This is a genomic window from Paraburkholderia sp. 31.1, from assembly GCF_014397645.1.
Lineage (GTDB): Bacteria > Pseudomonadota > Gammaproteobacteria > Burkholderiales > Burkholderiaceae > Paraburkholderia > Paraburkholderia tuberum.
In genome coordinates, this window is the sequence record NZ_VZQN01000004.1 from 96,121 (window position 1) to 115,086 (window position 18,966).

General features: G+C 63.6%; 19 protein-coding genes and 1 pseudogene. 8 read left to right on the forward strand and 12 right to left on the reverse strand.

The window, feature by feature from the left end; all coding sequences use genetic code 11:
• Positions 1 to 268: 268 nt before the first annotated feature.
• From F6X37_RS03765 to F6X37_RS03780, 4 genes and pseudogenes are all read right to left on the reverse strand, one after another.
• Entirely contained in the window at positions 269 to 670 is a 402-nt protein-coding gene (locus F6X37_RS03765) for a GFA family protein (RefSeq protein ID WP_187610373.1), read from the reverse strand.
• Positions 671 to 763: 93 nt separating this feature from the next.
• Positions 764 to 1,192, reverse strand: a complete 429-nt coding sequence (locus tag F6X37_RS03770; RefSeq protein ID WP_187610374.1) for a YybH family protein — start codon at positions 1,190 to 1,192, stop codon at positions 764 to 766.
• 183 nt (positions 1,193 to 1,375) lie between these two features.
• Entirely contained in the window at positions 1,376 to 2,308 is a 933-nt protein-coding gene (locus F6X37_RS03775; RefSeq protein ID WP_090804177.1) for a hypothetical protein, read from the reverse strand.
• Positions 2,309 to 2,440: 132 nt separating this feature from the next.
• A pseudogene (locus tag F6X37_RS03780) lies at positions 2,441 to 2,572 on the reverse strand (tautomerase family protein); the annotation flags it as partial.
• A 355-nt stretch (positions 2,573 to 2,927) separates the two neighbouring features.
• Here F6X37_RS03780 and F6X37_RS03785 point away from each other — a divergent pair.
• Positions 2,928 to 3,659, forward strand: coding sequence for a GlcG/HbpS family heme-binding protein (locus tag F6X37_RS03785; protein WP_090804175.1), 732 nt, complete (start codon positions 2,928 to 2,930; stop codon positions 3,657 to 3,659).
• 156 nt (positions 3,660 to 3,815) lie between these two features.
• Here F6X37_RS03785 and F6X37_RS03790 read toward each other — a convergent pair whose 3' ends face one another.
• From F6X37_RS03790 to F6X37_RS03800, 3 genes are all read right to left on the reverse strand, one after another.
• Positions 3,816 to 4,244, reverse strand: a complete 429-nt coding sequence (locus F6X37_RS03790; protein ID WP_184066858.1) for a YciI family protein — start codon at positions 4,242 to 4,244, stop codon at positions 3,816 to 3,818.
• 106 nt (positions 4,245 to 4,350) lie between these two features.
• Complete coding sequence (pstS, locus tag F6X37_RS03795; RefSeq protein WP_410451201.1) at positions 4,351 to 5,421, reverse strand: phosphate ABC transporter substrate-binding protein PstS; 1,071 nt, start codon at positions 5,419 to 5,421, stop codon at positions 4,351 to 4,353.
• 235 nt (positions 5,422 to 5,656) lie between these two features.
• Positions 5,657 to 6,565 carry a LysR family transcriptional regulator gene (locus tag F6X37_RS03800; RefSeq protein ID WP_187610375.1) on the reverse strand — a complete coding sequence of 303 codons (909 nt, stop codon included), beginning with the start codon at positions 6,563 to 6,565 and terminating at the stop codon, positions 5,657 to 5,659.
• A 137-nt stretch (positions 6,566 to 6,702) separates the two neighbouring features.
• On the opposite strand from F6X37_RS03800, the gene F6X37_RS03805 reads away from it, so the two are divergent.
• Entirely contained in the window at positions 6,703 to 7,467 is a 765-nt protein-coding gene (locus tag F6X37_RS03805; protein WP_187610376.1) for an SDR family oxidoreductase, read from the forward strand.
• A gap of 292 nt (positions 7,468 to 7,759) precedes the next feature.
• On the forward strand, positions 7,760 to 8,062 hold the full coding sequence (locus F6X37_RS03810) for a DUF4148 domain-containing protein (protein WP_184029736.1): 303 nt from the start codon (positions 7,760 to 7,762) through the stop codon (positions 8,060 to 8,062).
• A 230-nt stretch (positions 8,063 to 8,292) separates the two neighbouring features.
• Here the strand turns inward: F6X37_RS03810 and F6X37_RS03815 are convergent, their stop codons facing one another.
• From F6X37_RS03815 to F6X37_RS03825, 3 genes are all read right to left on the reverse strand, one after another.
• Positions 8,293 to 8,481: a hypothetical protein gene (locus F6X37_RS03815; RefSeq protein ID WP_090805701.1), complete on the reverse strand. Its 189-nt coding sequence runs from the start codon at positions 8,479 to 8,481 to the stop codon at positions 8,293 to 8,295.
• A gap of 115 nt (positions 8,482 to 8,596) precedes the next feature.
• Positions 8,597 to 8,899 carry a hypothetical protein gene (locus F6X37_RS03820; RefSeq protein ID WP_262419791.1) on the reverse strand — a complete coding sequence of 101 codons (303 nt, stop codon included), beginning with the start codon at positions 8,897 to 8,899 and terminating at the stop codon, positions 8,597 to 8,599.
• Positions 8,896 to 9,270: a phage holin family protein gene (locus F6X37_RS03825; protein ID WP_090804170.1), complete on the reverse strand. Its 375-nt coding sequence runs from the start codon at positions 9,268 to 9,270 to the stop codon at positions 8,896 to 8,898. Before F6X37_RS03825 ends, F6X37_RS03820 begins: the two co-directional genes overlap by 4 nt.
• Positions 9,271 to 9,494: 224 nt before the next feature.
• On the opposite strand from F6X37_RS03825, the gene F6X37_RS03830 reads away from it, so the two are divergent.
• On the forward strand, positions 9,495 to 9,896 hold the full coding sequence (locus F6X37_RS03830) for a DUF6566 family protein (protein ID WP_187610377.1): 402 nt from the start codon (positions 9,495 to 9,497) through the stop codon (positions 9,894 to 9,896).
• A 196-nt stretch (positions 9,897 to 10,092) separates the two neighbouring features.
• Here F6X37_RS03830 and F6X37_RS03835 read toward each other — a convergent pair whose 3' ends face one another.
• Together F6X37_RS03835 and F6X37_RS03840 are read right to left on the reverse strand one after the other, a co-directional pair.
• Positions 10,093 to 10,338, reverse strand: a complete 246-nt coding sequence (locus F6X37_RS03835; protein ID WP_187610378.1) for a hypothetical protein — start codon at positions 10,336 to 10,338, stop codon at positions 10,093 to 10,095.
• A 118-nt stretch (positions 10,339 to 10,456) separates the two neighbouring features.
• Positions 10,457 to 11,866 carry a 3-deoxy-D-arabino-heptulosonate 7-phosphate synthase gene (locus F6X37_RS03840; protein ID WP_187610379.1) on the reverse strand — a complete coding sequence of 470 codons (1,410 nt, stop codon included), beginning with the start codon at positions 11,864 to 11,866 and terminating at the stop codon, positions 10,457 to 10,459.
• Positions 11,867 to 12,238: 372 nt separating this feature from the next.
• Between F6X37_RS03840 and F6X37_RS03845 the strand changes: the two genes are divergently transcribed.
• From F6X37_RS03845 to F6X37_RS03860, 4 genes are all read left to right on the forward strand, one after another.
• Complete coding sequence (locus tag F6X37_RS03845) at positions 12,239 to 13,489, forward strand: MFS transporter (RefSeq protein ID WP_187610380.1); 1,251 nt, start codon at positions 12,239 to 12,241, stop codon at positions 13,487 to 13,489.
• Positions 13,490 to 13,820: 331 nt separating this feature from the next.
• On the forward strand, positions 13,821 to 14,684 hold the full coding sequence (locus tag F6X37_RS03850; protein ID WP_187610381.1) for a TetR/AcrR family transcriptional regulator: 864 nt from the start codon (positions 13,821 to 13,823) through the stop codon (positions 14,682 to 14,684).
• A 213-nt stretch (positions 14,685 to 14,897) separates the two neighbouring features.
• Complete coding sequence (locus F6X37_RS03855) at positions 14,898 to 17,396, forward strand: acyl-CoA dehydrogenase (RefSeq protein WP_187610382.1); 2,499 nt, start codon at positions 14,898 to 14,900, stop codon at positions 17,394 to 17,396.
• Positions 17,397 to 17,540: 144 nt separating this feature from the next.
• Entirely contained in the window at positions 17,541 to 18,956 is a 1,416-nt protein-coding gene (locus F6X37_RS03860; protein ID WP_187610383.1) for a 3-oxoacyl-ACP reductase, read from the forward strand.
• The last annotated feature ends 10 nt before the right edge of the window (positions 18,957 to 18,966 follow it).

Here is an 18,966-nt window from a genome sequence, read left to right on the forward strand (position 1 = left end):
CTATTGAACCCGCGCCTGAAATATTCAATTGGACTTTGGTCTCATAGACCTCGAGCCGTCCGGAGCTCAGCCGCCGAGCCGCCGCTCACGGCCGGAATCTGGTATCCCACCGATGCGCCGGCCACGCCGCACGCCTTGGGCGACGTCACCCGGACCGTCGCGGCCGGCGCGCCGATAGCAGGCCATCACCTGCCGCTGATCGTGCTGTCGCACGGCGGCGGCGGCTGGTACGGCGCCTTTCGAGTCGATGTTGCGATAGGAAAGAGACTCACCCGAATTCGTCGTGTTGCGGCAATGGGTCGGTGATCGAATACCACGGTGCCTTTGAACCCACGAAAATGTGGGCAGTGGGAGACATGGCGGGCGAGTCCGTGAGTGTTCCCAGCGTGACGTGAACGTACTGCCGCTGACGAACCACTGAGAACATCAGGCTTCCACATATTTTGCAGCGCACGTCATGCGACGCTCGTTCATCGCCGAAAATCAACAGGCTGTCTTCGCCCCGAGTGATGCGCAGCTTGTCGCGCTCGATTCCCGCGAAGGGTTTGAACGCCGAGCCGGTCGCGCGCCGGCAGTTTGAACAGTGGCAGTTCAACGCATAGACGAATTCGTCTCTTACCGAGTAATGGACGGCACCGCAAAGGCATCGGCCGGCAAGCAATGGTTTCATGGCTGCTTTTAAACAGAAGGTACGTCGCAAATTGGAAAGTCACGCAGCCGTGATTATTCGCGAGCCGACGCGCGATGTCGAACCGCCAGGCCGCTAGCGCCTGAAAATGACCTGCGCCGTGCCGACCTCGATCGGAGAGGAGGTGTGCTGGTGGACAATTTTCCATCCGTCGGCCTGCTGCCTCAGCGTCATGGTCAGGCGATTGTCCATGGAGCGCAGTTCCAATCCGTCGGCGTCGACGGCTTTATACGTCGCGAAGGCGTGGACGACGGCGAGGTCCGCGGCGACGATCGTTCGCGCCGCGCTGAAATCGACTATCACACGTTCCGTACCCAGCGAACCGAACCAGCCCTCCACCATGGCGCGCCACGATGCGATGCCGTGGTACGACCATGTCCCCCACATGTCGAAGACCACCGCATCGCGGTCGTATAGCGCAACGAACGCGTCCACGTCTTTTGCCAATACCGCGGCTTTGTAGCCCTCCAGGACTTGCAGGATCGGATTGTCGAGTCGGTTCACAGTGTGCTCCCAGGTCGGATGACGATGGCGGCCAGACTTGGCGCAAAACGGCAGATCCAAGGTTCCTGACCAATTGTCTTACCAGGTAACGACGATCGACGCACCATCGGATCGACATCCCCCCGAAAAAACCTTCAACGCGATATTGAGTTGCATTGATCAGATCCCCGCCCGCTGCGCGGATCACTGGGCGATCTGCTGACGTTGATACTCGTCGTGCTTCATTTGCATATAGTCGGCGCGGCTGACCTCGTGCAATTGCCGCGGATACTGCTCGGTGGCATCGAACCAGTCAGCGAGGCGTTTGTCGAGGCGGGCGTTGGGCGGGCTGGAAAGCGCGCCAAGATAGGCATCGATGGCGAGGTAGTAGCGCATCGTATTGCGTTCGACCAGGCCGCGCACGCCGCCGATGTATTGCGGCTCGCTCGTCGACGAATCGGGCGTAGCGGAAAAGCCGACCTTGTCGCTGCCGATCGTCGCCAAGTAGGTTTTCATGGCAATCCGTCCCGCCGTGCCATATCCGTACGCGTAGGTCAGGTGAATAAAGGTGCGGTTATCGCCCACCGGTATCGCTTCCAGCACGATACGGTAGTCTTTCGTGCTCAGCGGACCCTTGGCGGCAGTGAGCTCGACGCGAAAATAATCAGGGGTGCTCGCTACCGCACGAAAGTTGAATTGCACGCGGTACGACGACGAAAGCGATTCCTCGGTTTTCTTGCCGATGTTCACGGTGAGGATCGTACCGCTGTCGCTGGTCGACGCATGGCAGTATTTGGTGTTCAGATGCAGGATCAGCACGTCGCACCAGTTGGCCGGGCCCTGAGTCGGGTCGTTGAGCGCGCCGCTGACCACCGCGAAAGGATAGTTGAGCACCCCGTAAATATCGCCCTTGAGCGCCGACGGCAACTCCTGCGATTCGAGGTACAGCGGTCGCTGAAACTGGTTGTGCGCGAGTTGCTGCGTCAGACTTTGATATTTCGCGTGCAGGCGAGCCGCGCCGTCGTCCGCTTGCGCGACGACGCTCTGGCATAAGAAACAGAACACCGTCGTGATCAAGACAATCCACCACGGTCGCGTCCGCCGATTACCTGCCGGGGATGTCGCAAGCCTGCTCATGGTCCTCCTCCTACTTTGGCTCAGGTCGTGGCGCAACGGAGGCGGATCCGATCCTGGCGCCCTCGTGGTTCCGGCATATCGCCGACGTCATACGGCCATGCGCAAATACAGGCCGCGGAACCCGGACCCTCATCGCTCGCCTACGCTGATTCGCCTGACGTCCACCGACATCATCCGAGCATAGGTCTCACTCATTTTCGCCGCGAGCAGTCTTTTGCTCTCGACAGAGTAGTGATCGTTTACATCAAGCTGTAGATAAGGCATTGCGTCGATCTCCGATGAGAGTGTTGCGCACGCGCCAACTATATGCCGCGCCATCCAATCGATCAAAACCGTCGCCGCACCACGCTCTGGCGAGCCGATCGTCGCTCGTGTCCGTAGCAGTGTCGAACGCCAGGCAGGCATGGCTGACGGGCACTCTGTTTTGGCCAATTGCCCTTGCATAATGGTCTTCACTATTGACACGAAGTCCCGGATCAACGAGGTACGTTCGCTGCCGGGGAGCTCGCCACCGACATTCAACAGCGATGAGTCGGTTATTTCATTGGCTGTCCTATTGTTTGTTCGCGTTCTCGCCCACAGCGTGCCTGCTGTCAAATCGATCGTCAGGAGAATCGTCATGCGTAAGATGCTTACCGTCGCTGTCGCAGCGTTTTGTATTGCGTCCTTTTCGCACGAAAGTCGTGCCTCTGGCGATGATGATGTCCCACAAGCCCGATGCACGCTACCGCAAGGTACGGTCGCATTGGTGGAAAAGCAGTTGAATACGGTCGTGAACCTGCCCGATGCGAACGGCGGGATCTTCAAGCCTAACCGGATGTGGGCGGCCCTTGTCGATCGGCAGGGGCATCTGTGTTCGGTGATCGTGACCGGCGACGCCTGGCCCGGTAGCCGGGCCATTGCAATCGCGAAGGCTTATACCGCGAACGGTTTCAGCAACGACGCACTCGCCCTATCGACGGCAAATCTCTATGCGGCCGCCCAGCCGGGCGGCTCCCTTTACGGCCTGAATAATTCGAATCCTTTTGACGCGCGCTTCCTCGAACAGGGCAGCGGCATCGGACACACGCTTGGCGGCGTCATTACCTTCGGCGGCGGCGTCGCGCTTTATGCAGCAGGGAAAGTCATCGGAGGATTGGGTGTGAGCGGCGATAGCGCCTGCGCCGATCATGCGATCGCCTATCGCATGCGCAAACTCGCGGGGCTCGGCACTGTACCCGCCGGCCAAGGCCCGAACAACACGGATAACATCGTCTATTCAACGAGCGGATCTCCGATCGGCTTTGAGCATCCTCATTGCTTCCCGAGCGACCTGAGCGCCGATAAGATCGAGCAGATACCTTCGCACTGACCGGCTTCGAACGGTTGGCCGGCGACACCCACTGACGACGGCAATCATCGACCCGTGGCATCGGGCTTCCGGACAACGTATCGGAAGCCCGCGTAGCGTCTCGGACAGTCGGATCTGGATTGCGTTCGTACCCGCAGAGTGATGCGGTGAAAATCGTCAACGCATCTGCCCGTCAATTTGCCTGCGCAGACGATTTTCCTCGTCTTGAAGCTCGGGCGTAAAAGCTTCGCCAAAGTCCGCAGGCTCAAAGAACGGGCGAATCTCGATCTCTGAATCACTGACCATCGGATTCGGGCAGCGCTTTACCCATTCAATCGCTTCGTCCATCGATTGAACCTGCCAGAGCCAGTACCCGGCGATCAATTCCTTGGTTTCCGCAAACGGGCCGTCAATGACGGTGCGGTCCTTCCCTGAGAACCTCACACGAGCGCCGGCCGAACTCGGCTTCAACCCGTCGCCGCCCTGCATGATGCCGGCCTTGACCAATTGCTCGTTGTACTGCCCCATCGCCGTGAGGAGTTCGGTACTCGGCATTTGCCCGGCTTCCGATTCGGGGGTTGCCTTGATCATGACCATGACGCGCATTTGGGTTTTCCCTTAGAAGACGAAAGTGTCTGGAGGCAACGGCGCCTCCAGTGACGACGACGAATGATCATAGGGGAAATCGACACGCGCAAGACACGATTGCTGGTCACGGCACTGCGAACGCGTTGTGCACCGACTTTTCGCCTGTATCGGCGGGCCATTGTGCGCGGATCTTCGTCACGACCGGCTCCGGAAGCGGTATGTAATCCAGCGCGTTGACCGTCGGCCCACCATGACTCAACGCCCATTCGAAAAACTTCAAGGTGGCTTCGTCGTGGCCCGGCTTGTTCGGCATCGCGGGAAGCAACACGTAAGTCGCACCCATGACCGGCCAGGCATCCTTGCCCGGCTGGTTGGTCAGCGATTGCGAGAGAGAACCCGACCAGTCGGCGCTCGCCGCGGCTGCCCTGAAGGTCGCGGCGCTGGGCTGAACGACATTACCCGCCGCATTGGTCATGGCAACGTACTTCAAGCGGTTCTGTTTCGTGAAATCCCATGCGACATAGCCGATTGCGCCGGGCAGATAGCCGACGTACGTGGCAATGCCCTCGTTGCCTTTGCCGCCGATGCCGAGCGGCCACCGCACGCTAGTGCCTTCGCCTACCCTGCGCTTCCATTCGGGACTGACCTGCGCGAGGTAGTGAGTCCAGATCAGCGTCGTGCCCGAGCCATCCTGGCGACGCACCACGGCAATCGGGTAGTTAGGCATCTTGATCTTTGGGTTCAACCGCACGATTGCCGGGTCGTCCCAGAACTGAATCTTGCCGAGATAGATGTCGGCGACGACCGGCCCCGTCAACATCACCTCGCCGGCTTTGAGCCCCGGAAGGTTCACGACGGGTACCACGCCGCCGATTACGGTTGGAAATTGCCGCAAGCCGTTGCGGGTCAGTTGATCGTCGGTCAGTGGCGCGTCCGAGCCCGCAAAGTCGACTTCCCGGGCGATGACCTGCTTGAGCCCATCGGACGAACCCGTGCCCTGATAGATCACCGTGCTGCCACCCGACTTCTGGTAGTCGGCGGCCCATCGGGTGTAGAGAGGAGCGGCGAACGTGCTGCCGGCTCCCTTAATGTCGGCGGCGTAGGCCGCGGCTGCGCATGAACAGCAGATCAGACCAGCCATGATGGCGTCGAATGTTCTCACGAATGTCTCCCGTCGGTTCTTGTTCCGGGACATCGCTGATCCAGACCTGCTGCATCAACTCGTTGGAGGGCGACCGTGCCGGCGATTCAATGTGCAGTTTTCATCGGGTGTGTCAGGTCTCCGGCATGACGCGCCATACGACACATTAAAGAACGGTGACAGACCGAATTCCAGTTGAATCGTGCTATCGAACGCGCCGTGCCCGGCGGCCTCTTCCCCAATTTCAGGCATCCGGTTTCCGGATAGCCGACACACCTCAGACATCCCTTCACGTCTCGTCCCACGGTGGCACGCCCGAGAACGCGTTGACCAGGAAATCGATTGCCGCACGAACTTTTGCGCTCACGTGGCGACGGCTCGGATACAGCGCGAGCACATCGATATCCGGCAAACGGTATTCAGGCAATACCCGGACGAGCCGGCCTGCGCGTAGGTCCTCGCCGATCAGAAACGTCGGCTGCCAGATCACGCCGTGCCCCGCGAGCGCCGCCGCGCGCGCGGTGTCGCCGTTATTGGTGTGCATGTGGCAGTCGACCTCGACAGCATGCGTTTTGCCGTCTTTGTCCATCAGTTGCCACTCGTCCGCCGTGGCGGCATACGTATAGCCGATACATCGATGTCCGAGCAGGTCCGTCGGCGTTTCAGGATGTCCCCAACGCTTCAGATAGTCGGGAGATGCACACAGGATGTTTGTCGACGTCGCCAGTTTGCGGGCCGCGTGATCGACCGTGCCGGCGCGCGAGATGCGGATGGCGAGATCGAAGCCCTCCTCGACGATATCGACGACGCGATCTATCAGCGTGATGTCGAGTTCGACGTCGGGATATTGCTGCATGAACCGTGGCCACAGCGGCGCGAGATGCAGGATGCCGAAGCTGACCGGTGCATTGATACGCAGCCGTCCACGCGGTTCGATCGACGTTGTCGACACGAGCCCTTCCGTTTGCGCAACGTCTTCGAGGATTGCCTTGCATCGCGAATAAAGCGTTTCACCGGCCTCGGTAAGAGACAATCTGCGTGAGGTGCGATTCAGAAGCCGCGCACCGAGATGCGCCTCCAGTTCATTCACGTAGCGGGTCACGTTCGCGGGCGAGGTTTCGAGCGCATCGGCCGCGCGCGCAAAGCTGCCCCGGTCGACTACGGTGACGAAGATCTCAAACGCGCGCAGCCGGTCCATATGGCACTCCGGTCATTCATAAAAACTGAATGATACCGCCATATTTTTGGCCTTTTTGTCTCAAGAACGGAATCTTATAGTACGTCTCGACGAGCCGACGCATTGGGCATCGCCGATGATCAAACCGGAGATTCAACATGCAACGCTTGACAGGAAGAGTCGCTATCGTCACTGGCGCCAGCGCGGGCATTGGTCGCGCCGCCGCCAGGCTGTTCGCCGCGGAAGGCGCGAAAGTTGTCGTGGCCGCACGCCGCGAAGCTGAGCTCGAGGCGCTGGTGAGCGAGATCGCTCGCGACGGCGGCACGGCTGTCTCGCTGGCAGGGGACGTGCAATCCGGAGAATTCGCGAAAGCGCTGGTCGAACTCGCCGTCAGCCGCTTCGGCCGCCTCGACATCGCCTACAACAACGCGGGGACGCTCGGTGAAATGGGACCGTCCACAGGCGTATCGGAAGCGGGCTGGTCAGCGACGCTGGCCACCAACCTGACGAGCGCGTTTGTCGGCGCCAAGCATCAGATTCCTGAAATGATCAAGCAAGGCGGTGGGTCGATCATCTTCACGTCGACGTTCGTCGGCTACTCGTTCGCCTTCCCGGGGACCGCCGCCTATGCCGCGAGCAAAGCCGGGCTGATCGGACTGACGCAAGCGCTCGCGGCTGAATACGGCCCGCAAGGCGTGCGCGTCAACGCGATCCTCCCGGGCGCGGTGGACACGCAGATGTATCGCGGCATGAACGATACGGCCGAATCGCAGACGTTCGTGACCGGGCTGCACGCGCTCAAGCGGGTCGCAAAGCCGGAAGAGATTGCCCGCTCGGCGCTCTACCTTGCTTCCGACGATTCGTCCTTCGTGACGGGTACCGCTTCGTTGGTGGACGGTGGGGCTTCGATTACGCGCACCTGAGCTTTCTTGACGACGGCACCCGCGGGAATGCGGATGTTCGACGACGACCTGCGAACGGCTGCTTGACCCACGCTTCGATGATGTCGGCTCGTGTCCGGAGGTACGGTCTCGGATGCGCGGCCGACATCGGAGCGTTCGGGCGCGAGCGTCGACCAGCGTCGGCTGATGGGCGAATCCCCTACCATGAAAAATAAACGACCACTGTGCGGTTCCTCACCTAACCTTTGATCAGTTGAACCGCGAAAAGCAAAGCGCGAGTCAGCCGGAGTAACCAACAAGGAGGCGGGCCATCATGAAGACGTTAGTCCACACAGCTTGCGCGGTCGCGGTCATGGCTGTGTCAGTTGCATCGCTGGCGCAGTCGGACGGGGCGCTGACGCACGCGCAAGTGCAGGCAGAAATCGCTCAGCTCGAGCAAGCCGGCTTCAATCCGGCCAATGCGAATACCGTCGACTTTCCTACCAACATGCCGACCACCAACGCCACTGCCGCAGGCCAGAGCAGCGGCTACGGCCCCGCGACCAGCGGTACGCAGCAGATGGGTAATCCGGCCAGCACGAGTGGGATGAAGCCGGTGTTCTTTGGCGGATCGTAAGCCTGTCCGTCTGACCAGTTCGCCACTGCAGAGCATGCTGTCCCCGCCGGGGACGGCGTGGAGTGTCGTGCTATGCGCGCTTGCAGAGTGGTTTCGGCCGCCGCCTGAATGCCCGAAGCCGTCATGACGACGATTTCGGACGCACCCGGTCGAGCGCCATATTGCATGGCGCCTGTTGAATTGCCCGCGTTCATTCGCTGAACGCCTGGGCGCGAACAGCTAACACCTCGTCAGCGTTTCTTAACGTCGATGGTCAGGATTTCGTATCCGGGGTCGGCGTGCTCGTTCGCGACTTTATTCGCTTCCTCGTACGAGCGAAAGGACGTGGCTTCCTTAATCTCCGGTGCCATGCCGATATCGCCGTCCTCTGCGGTGCAGAGGAACTTTTCGCCGGTCTTTACGACGTAGACGGTCGTCATATCTCCCTCCATGGCTTGCAGGGCAACTTCCAGTCTAGCAGGCTGGTAGGGTTGCACACGGTTCGCTGAGGCGATTCTGCTTTGCCTGGTCCGATCGCTGCATTCGCTCAGGGCGTCACTGCGCGATCGACCGCCGCACATTACGGGCGATCCACGCCGCAAGACCGGAACGGCCCGCGATCGACAGCGTGCGGCGCGGCCCCAGCACGATGCCGCCGATCACCAGCGCGAGAAGCAGCGCAACATGCGGCGCCTGGGCGAGCGACGCGAGCACATTGCCGGCGGAGGAGCGCGAGGCTGCCCGCACCGCCGGCAACGCGGCAGTCTGGTTCGCCGCGACCAATGCGGCTCGCGACGCCTCCATGCGTTCCAGAATGGTGACCCGGGCAAGCTCATTTGCGTGATGTGGCTGACTCATTTGAGCGACTCCCTGAGAGCGTCGAGATCGGAATGAATCTCGGCCTTGAGCACGTGAAGCGATTGCGCCGGTTTCTGCGCCCGCAAGACGAGCAAGGACACGATGCACACGAGCAGCCATGCGGCGGCCACGCCCCAGACCACCGCAAGGAAGTAAGGCGTCTGCCACGCGGTGGCGATGATCGCGATGCAAATGAAGGACAGCGTGAACAGGCCCGCGACTGCCAACGCCATGAGTGCGCTCAACTCGCGCACCAGACGCTTTCGCGTCTCCTCGACTTCCAGCGCGAGCAGTTCGCTATAGTCGGTGACGCGTTCGACGCAGAATCGCCCGACGTTGCGCCACCTCGTGACCTTCGCATGGATCGACATTCCGTCCTCCTTACGATTCATTTGCGCCGGCCGCCATCAGCAAAGACTTCGCCTCTCGGCCGACAGAGCGAAGCGACGCCAGCGTTGAGCGCAGCGCAAGAGCCGGGCCCGCGCTGAGCGATCGCACGCCGCGTGCCCGTTTCTGGACGGATGCCTCCACGCGTTCGCCCTGTCGGCACAGCGCTTGCTCGAATCAGGCAGATCATTCGCTCGCCGAGGACAGCATGACCCCGCTCCCCCCAACCGATCACACTGACCGCAGCGCCGGCGCAAGCATCGGCGAGACCGGCTCCGATATGGCTAGCGCGGACGGACGCGCGATGCCGGCCGCGCGCGCCGAGCCCGGCTCCCACCACGCGATGTATGACGCGCACCGCGGCGCGCTGATCACGGTGACCGCGCATCGGAACTCGCGAGGCGCCTGGATCGCCGACGTGTCGATTTCCCGCGAGGGCCGGCCGCTGGAGATACCCGCCAATCTGGCCAACGCGGAGCCCGTGACGCCGGAATGGCTCACCGAGGCGGAAGCGTTGCGCGCCGGCGTCGAACAGGGCCGCTATCTGATCGACCGGACGCTGGGCGGCGGCTCCGCACCTCTGTCGGCGTCGCTGGGGCCGGTGCGCTGACGCGGGCGTCGCCACACGCGCACGTCGCAATACGGGCACGTTGCAATACGCGCACGTCGCAATACGCGCACGTTGCAATACGCGCACGTTGCAAATGTTGTAATTGCGGATTCGACGGATTGTCCGGGTCGAGATTGTCTTTCCGATCGCCGAGGCGTTAGAACCGCGCCCGCGCCGGCGACCCGGCGCAAACGCGTTACTCGTCGCTATCGAGCCCGCCCGGCAGCGGCCCGATCGTCATGCCCCCGCCCGACCCTGTGCGGGTTCCTGGGGGATAGGCATCGGTTGCTGTCTCGGGCGGAACGTCCGCGACGCAGCGGCTCGCGTCGCCGTCGCGTAGACATTGCACGAAACGGTCCGCCTCCTGTGGCGAGCGAAATCCGTAGATCTTGCTGGCAACCTGCACCTGTGTGTCCGACAGTCGCTTCGACGGCGTTTCCATCACCACTCCTTTTTGCTCGAAGATCTATCGCTACGAGCAACGCGCGCGCCACCTCCAATGCAATCGCGCCGCGACTGCGGCACAGCGCTTGCGTGGGCCCTACGCAGACCTGGCAGGCCTAGCGCGCCGCGCTCAACCGTCTTGCGTCGGCGATGCCGACGGCGGCCCGCAAGTCGTCCGGATGAACCATCAATTCACGGACCTCGCGCAGCGTCGCGTACTGGTCGAGCGCCGTCCGCCATCTCGGCGATTCGAGCAACTGATGCCACACCGGTTCCAGCACCGCGCAATCGGCATCACGGCCATCCGCCAGTGCTGCCGCGAAATCGAGGCTGGCGTGCGCCGACAGCAGCTGCATCCGGCTCGCAGGGCCCAGCACGCGCGGCGCCGCTTCGACGGGTGCGTCGCAGCAATAGAGCACGGTCCTGCGAAGACCGGCCCCGTCGCTCGTCAGCGCGGCGAGCGACGCGCCGCTCAAACCCACCGTCCCCTGCTGCGTCCGAAACGGGTAGACGGTGTGCGGGTCCGCATGCGCAAGCAGCGTCAGTCCACGCACGAGCCGCGGCAGATCGGTGGTGGCCGCATCGACCGATGCCTTCGCTTCGACGAGCAGGCAGACGTCCCATGCCGCCGCGTCGGCCGGGGGCTGTGCCTGGCGCAGCAGCACCACGTCCCATTCGGTTTTCGCGCGCTCGTGGCTCGCGGGTATCGCGGCCGGCACGCGCATCGAGTTCACGACACGGTACGAGGCGAGCGCACCCTGCGCGTCATTGAGGCGCCGCGCGAGCGCGTCGAGCGCATCGGCGGCCGATGCCTCGACCGCGGCGCCGCGCTGCTTCGAACTCAAGCCTCGTGCCACGGCAGTCGAGCTTCCCGGGCGCGGCCCCTGGCGATCCCACAGCATCTGGTACTGACGCACGCGCTCGTCGGACGCGAGCGCGTAAAGACGACGCAAGCGCTGCAAAGCGGCACTCTCCAGCAATTGCGCGAGACCGCGTTGCAGCGCCGCGTCGTGCGCGATTTGCGGCGTATCGATGCAAGCTTGCACGGCTTCGGCCAGTTCGGGCCACGCTTCGGCGAACGCCAGCGCGTGCAGACGCGCCAGCGCGTCGCGTTGCAGGCCGGGTAGCAGCCGCTGCTGTTTGGCCGGATGTGCGATCGCATTGACGGCCGCGTAGATCAGCCGGCGATCGACGCTCGCGTGCGCGGCCAGCGACGCGTACTCGCGCACCACCGTGCTGCGATGCCGTAGCAGCATCGCCTGAAACACCGGGTCGCCGGCTTCCTCGCGCATCGCCTCCCGAATCATGCGCGCGAGCGCCTCGACGAAGAAGCGCCGGTTCGCCGCATCCGGCGCTTCGCCACGCGCGCTCGCCTCGCGAGCCTGCTCGATCGCGAGCGCGAGCACGGTGGCGGGTCTCGCTTGCTGCGTCGGCGCGCAGACGGCCGCAAGCGCCGGCAGGCGATAGCGACGCGCGACAGCGTCGAGCATCTCGTCGAGCAACGAAGGCGATGGCGTCAAGGACATAGCGATATGTCGATCAGTTGGCGAAATAACTGTACATGAAGGTTCGATGCGGCGCGCGGACCGGCACGGGCCGCCCCGTCAAAACGCCATTGCCATAAACTTCATAAAAAATGGGCGCTGGGAAATCCCGATAAACATTACAAAATACAAACACGAATCGAACCGGCAATTACATTTTTCCGACATTAAACATGCATGACGAATTCAGCACGAAAATTGCTCTCCGGATTAACACGGAGAAAACCGGCTTCAACCATGCAGACGTTTAACGCTCGGCGTACACTCGCCGGGAAGCGCTTGTCATAAGGCGCAAGGGCTACGGTGCCGTCCGCGATCAAAACGCGGTTTTGTGGAGACTGAGGAGAACAATCAATGAGCTGGACTCGGGAACAGAGAAACGTCACGATCGCCGCCTATCTAGGCTGGACCCTCGACGCATTCGATTTCTTTCTGATGGTGTTCGTATTGAAAGATATCGCGCAGGAATTCAATACGGACATTCCTTCGGTCACAGTCGCGATCATGCTGACCTTGATGATGCGCCCGCTCGGCGCATTGATTTTCGGCTGGCTCGCCGACAAATACGGCCGCCGTCCGACACTGATGATCAACATCGCGTGCTTCTCCCTGCTCGAACTGCTGTCCGGTCTGTCGCCGAACCTGATGACGCTGCTCGTGCTGCGCGCGCTGTTCGGTATCGCGATGGGCGGCGAATGGGGTGTCGGCGGCGCGCTGACCATGGAAACCGTGCCGACGAAGTCGCGCGGTATCGTGTCGGGTCTTCTGCAAGCCGGTTATCCGAGCGGCTACCTGCTCGCGTCGATCGTGTTCGGCCTGTTCTATCAATACATCGGCTGGCGCGGCATGTTCTTCGTCGGCGTGCTGCCCGCGCTGCTCGTGCTGTACATTCGCGCGCACGTGCCGGAGTCGCCCGCGTTCAAGACGCTCGAGAAGAAGGTCCGTCCTGGCCTCGTCGCGACGCTCAAGCTGAACGTCGGTCTGTCGATGTACGCGATCATCCTGATGACCGCCTTCAACTTCTTCTCGCACGGCTCGCAGGATCTGTATCCGACCTTCCTGCGCGTACAGCGCCAGTTCGACGCGCACACGGTGTCGTGGATCACGATCACGCTGAACATCGGCGCGATCTGCGGGGGTCTGTTCTTCGGCTGGGCGTCGGAGAAGATCGGTCGCAAGCGCGCGATTTTCATCGCCGCGTTGATCGCGCTGCCGGTGCTGCCGCTGTGGGCCTTCTCGACCACGCCGATCCTGCTCGCGCTCGGCGCGTTCCTGATGCAGATCTCGGTGCAAGGCGCCTGGGGCGTGATTCCGGTGCACCTGAACGAAATCTCGCCCGATGAAATCCGCGCGACCTTCCCCGGCCTCGTGTATCAGCTCGGCAATCTGATCGCGTCGGTCAACGGTCCGCTGCAAGCGAAAATCGCCGAAGTGCACGGCAACAACTACGCGCTCGTGCTGGCGATCGTGGTCGGCATCGTCGCGATCCTGATCTGCGCGCTGATTCCGTTCAGTCGCGAGCGCCGTGGCATCGACATGACGCAGTCCGCGCGTGAAGTCGTCGGCGCGGAATCGACGGACGGCGCGGTCGGAGGACGAGTTTAAGAGCTTGAGGCTTTCGAACCAGACGGCTAGCCAATACGCGTCAACGCGTGGGAGCCGGGTCAACCTGGTCGTCGAGCGCAAGGCCAGATTACATCGCAACACGACACGAGGCCGTTCCGATTCGTTCGGAACGGTCTTTTTATTTTCCGCGCGGCATGACGCGCCGCGCTTCGCCAGCATGGCTCCCCGACAGGTCTTCTAGAGGAGTTCGTCGAGCCCGTCCCTTGATCGCACCGACCATCCTTTCTTATCCTAAAAAACGGTCGTTTCAAATATCGATTTGAATCGCGTGTTTGCGAGCCGGCAGCCCCGGCAACTGGGAGACGGCAACATGGCAGTTCGCACACCCGGCCGGCATGCCGGCGATACGAAGTCACGCATTCTCGACGCCGCGGAGACGCTGTTCATCGAATCCGGCTATGAGGCGATGTCGCTGCGCCAGATCACTTCGCGCGCCGAAGTCAATCTCGCGGCGGTCAACTATCACTTCGGCAGCAAGGAATCGCTGATTCACTCGATGCTGTCGCGCCGGCTCGATCAGTTGAACCGGGAGCGCCTGAAGCTGCTCGACCGTTTCGACGTCATGCTCGGCGCGCGCCTGACCTGCGAGCACGTGCTCGGCGCGATGTTCATTCCGGCACTGCGTCTGTCGCGCGATCCGCGTGTCGGCGGCAAAGCGTTTCTGCGCCTGCTCGGGCGCGCCTACACCGACCCCTCGTCGTTCATCCGCGACTTTCTGAACGCGCATTACGAAGCGGTGGCGATGCGCTTCTTCGACGCGTTCCAGCGCGCGCTGCCGCATCTGCCGCGCGAGGAGCTCGGCTGGCGCTTGCATTTCGCGATCGGCGCGCTGTCGGGGGTGCTCGCCGGCACCGATACCGACAGCCTGATTGCCGAGTTCTCGCAAGGCAAGTCGATGAACGATCTGCAGCCCATCGCGCGCCTGGCGTCGCTGATGGTCTCCGCGCTGAAGGCGCCGCTGCCGGACGGCTCGCAACTGGCCGCGTTCGGCGCCGTGCTCGGCGATGCGACCGACGGCGGCGTGGACGGCACGTTCGCCAGTGCGCAAGAACATACCAGCGGCGAGGCGGCCGCGTGCGCAGTGGCACGCGACACGTTCGACAGCAACAGCCGCGGCGGCACTATGGAAGCGGCGCCGGCAAGCTATCAGCATGGGCTGCACGGCACCGCCTGACGACGTCTCACGGCGTCATCACTCGACGTAACCACCACACGTCGTACATGGAACCCGATCGAGCTCGCTTACCCGAGGAGTACAAGCAGTACATCTACGTTGCGCAGCTGCGCCGTGCCCGTCAGTCGAATCGGTAAGACACGGTAACGCCCGACGCAAGTGCGCGACTCGCAGCTGGCCCGGCGATTGCGTCACCACAGAGGAGGAAACGTCATGCCGTGGTTCATCCTGGCGCTCGTCATCGCCGCATTCGCTCTCGTCTACGTTCAGGCCCGCGCCTCATGGTGGCTCGCGGCGCTGATCGTCTGGGTCGCGGCCGCGCTCGTGAGCGGCGCGGCCGGCCCGCTGCTGACGACACTGCTCGCGATCGTGTTCGTACTCCCCGCCCTCGTGCTGACGATCAAACCGCTGCGCCGCGCATGGCTCGCGAAACCGGTGCTCGACACGTTCCGCAAGATCCTGCCGCAGATGTCGCCGACCGAGCGCGACGCGATCGAGGCGGGCACGGTCTGGTGGGACGCCGAGCTGTTCTCGGGCCGCCCGCACTGGGACACGCTGCTCGGCTATGGCCCGGCCATGCTCAGCGCCGAAGAGCAGACGTTCCTCGACGTCGAATGCGAGCAGCTGTGCGACCTCGCGAACGACTGGGAAACCACGATGGTCTGGCAGGACCTGTCGCCGCCAACGTGGCAGTTCATCAAGCAGCACGGCTTTCTCGGCATGATCATTCCGAAGCAGTACGGCGGCAAACAGTTCTCCGCGTACGCGCATTCGCAGGTGATCATGAAGCTCGCGACGCGCTGCTCGGCCGCGGCCGTGTCGGTGATGGTGCCGAACTCGCTCGGCCCGGCCGAGTTGCTGATGCACTACGGCACCGAGGCGCAGAAGAACTACTATCTGCCGCGTCTCGCGCGCGGCGAGGAAATCCCCTGCTTCGCGCTGACGAGCCCGTATGCCGGGTCCGACGCCGCCGCGATTCCCGATGTCGGCGTCGCTTGCCAGGACCTGCACGAGGGCCGCGAGACGCTCGGCTTTCGCGTCACGTGGGACAAGCGCTACATCACGCTCGGGCCGATCGCGACCGTACTCGGCCTCGCGTTCCGCGCGCTCGACCCCGACCATCTGCTCGGCGCGAACGACGAACCCGGCATCACCTGCGCGCTGATTCCGACCGACCACCCCGGCATCGACATCGGCCGCCGTCACTGGCCGTTGAACGCGGTGTTCCAGAACGGCCCGAACTCGGGCAAGGACGTGTTCGTTCCGCTCGACTGGGTGATCGGCGGACGCGCCCAGGTCGGCAACGGCTGGCGCATGCTGATGGAGTGTCTGGCGGCGGGCCGCGCGATCTCGCTGCCGTCGTCGAACGTCGGGATGGCGAAGATTGCCGTGCGCGGCACCGGCGCATATGCCGCGCTTCGGCGCCAGTTCCGCACCGCCGTCGGCAAGTTCGAGGGCGTGCAGGAAGCGCTCGGCCGCATGGGCGGCAACCTGTACGTGATGGACGCCGCGCGCCGCCTGTCCGCGCAGGCGGTCGATCTCGGCGAAAAGCCCTCCGTCATTTCGGCGATCGCCAAATATCACATCACCGAGCGCGCGCGCATGGTCATCAACGACGGCATGGACGTCGTCGCCGGCAAGGGTATTTGCATGGGGCCGTCGAACTTTCTGGCGCGCGCGTATCAGCAAATGCCGATCTCGATCACCGTCGAAGGCGCGAACATTCTGACGCGCTGTCTGATCATCTTCGGCCAGGGCGCGATTCGCTGCCATCCGTACGTGTTGAAGGAAATGACGGCGACGCGCGAGCCCGATCGCGCGAAAGCCTTGCGCGAGTTCGACGCGGCGTTCTTCGGTCACGTGAATTTCACGGTGTCGAACGTGGTGCGCAGTGCCGTGTATGGGCTGAGCGGCGGCGCGCTGATCGCGAAGCCGCGCCGCGCGTATGCGCCGCTCCATGCGTACTATCGCGCGGCGACGCGTCTGTCGGCCGTGTTCGCGTTGCTCGCCGACGTGTCGATGTTCGTGCTCGGCGGCGATCTGAAGCGTCGCGAACGCATCTCGGGACGCCTCGGGGACGTGCTGTCGCAGCTGTTCCTGATCTCGGCGACGCTGAAGCGTTTCGAGGACGAAGGCCGACAGCACGACGACTTGCCGCTCGTGCGGTGGGGCGTCGAGGATGCGCTGTACAAGGCGCAGCACGCGCTCGACGGCGTGCTCGCGAACTACCCGAACCGGGTCGCCGCGACGCTCGTGCGTGTGCTCGCATTCCCGTTCGGCCTGCCGCATCGCGAGCCGTCGGACCGGCTCGGCAGCGAGATCGCCGAACTGATGCAAACGCCCGGCGCCGCGCGCGAGCGGCTCGTCGCCGACTCGTACGTGCCGCACCCCGACGTCGATGCGCTCGGCTATGGCGAGCTCGCGTTCGCGCTCAATCCGCAGTTCACGCAAATCGAGCAGAAGCTGCGCGAGGCGGTGAAGCAGGGTCTGCTCGAACCGCTGCCGCAAAGCCTGCCGCAGTTCGCCGCATGGACCGATGCGGCGCAACGCCAGGGCCTCGTCGACGCGGACGAGCGGCGCGTGCTCGACGACTACGCGCGCTACGGCGCGCAGGTCGTCAAGGTCGACGATTTCCCGCCCGACTTCGACCTGCTCGCGAGCTTGCAACAGCGCAAGCAGGCGCTCGAAAAGGCGCTGGAACTGCTGGCCTGATGCGCGCGCTCACGCAGAAAAAACTACCGACCCAGCGCGGCAAACCGTACCGGAGTCACGCAACTCAAGGCACACTGACACACGTCCGGCGCCCCTGAAAATCACGGGGCTGCCTGCGGCGCGTCCAGCGGAGCAACCGATAACATGAACGACTCCTACCTGAAGTTCGTCAACTCGCCGTTCGGCGGCCGTCTCGCGCGCTCGCTCGGGCTGCCGAAGCCCGAGGTGCTGCGGCGCTATCGCGCGGACCGGCCCGAGTTCGACGGACTGATCGCGATCGGCGCGGGCCGCGAGCCGCGCCTGTTCGACGCGCTCGCGAGTCTGATCGCCACCATCGGCATGACGAGCGTCGCGCACGAAAGCGCCGGGCTGTGGGTGCCGCTCGCCCATCGCCACGGCCTGATGACCGGTCGCTTCGAGCCGGCCGAAGCCGGTGCGCCGGGCAAGCTTGCCGCGTTGATGTTCGACGCGAGCGGTATCGACGACAGCAGCCTGCTCCAACCGCTGCACGGCTTTTTCCACGACACGCTGCGCTCGCTCGGCAAGTGTGGGCGCATCGTCGTGCTGGGCCGGCCGCCCGAGGCCTGCGCGAGCCCGCGTCAATGGACTGCCCAGCGCGCGCTCGAAGGGCTCGTGCGCTCGCTCGGCAAGGAAGCGCGGCGCGGCATCGCCGCGAATCTCGTGTACGTGGAGGAAGGCGCTGAAAACGCCATCGAGGCGACGCTGCGCTTTTTCCTGTCGCCGCGCTCGGCCTATGTGTCCGGTCAGGTGGTGCGGATCGCGGCACATGGCGCGCTGCCGCACGACGCGCCCGCGTTCGACTGGCGCCAGCCGCTCGGCGGCCGGCGTGCGCTGGTCACGGGCGCGGCACGTGGCATCGGCGCGGCGATCGCGAGCGTGCTCGCGGCCGAGGGCGCGCATGTGATCGGCCTCGACATTCCGTCCGCGCGCGACGCGCTCGATGCGACGATGCTGCAGCTGAACGGCAGCCCGCTCGCGTTCGACATCGCCGCGCCCGAAGCGCCCGCGCAGATCGCCGCCGCGCTCGACGAGCTCGGCGTCGACATCGTCGTGCACAACGCCGGCATCACGAAGGACAAGACCATCGCGAAGATGACCGACGCCGTCTGGCAAAGCGTGATCGACATCAACCTGAGCGCGCAGGAACGCATCGACGACGCGCTGCTCGCGGGCGGCATCCTGCGCGACGGCGGGCGCATCGTCGCGGTGTCGTCGATCAGCGGCATCGCGGGCAATGCCGGCCAGACCAACTACGCCACGTCCAAGGCTGGCGTGATCGGCCGGGTGCAGAGCATGGCGCCGCCACTGCGCGCGCGCGGCATCACGATCAACGCGGTCGCGCCCGGCTTCATCGAAACGCAGATGACCGCGAAGATTCCGCTCGCGATCCGCGAGGCCGGCCGCCGCATGAACTCGATGAGCCAGGGCGGCCAGCCCGTCGACGTCGCGCAGACCATCGCGTGGCTCGCTCATCCGGGCTCGGCCGGCGTGACGGGCCAGGTCGTGCGCGTGTGCGGTCAAAGCCTGATTGGCGCCTGAACGGGAGCAT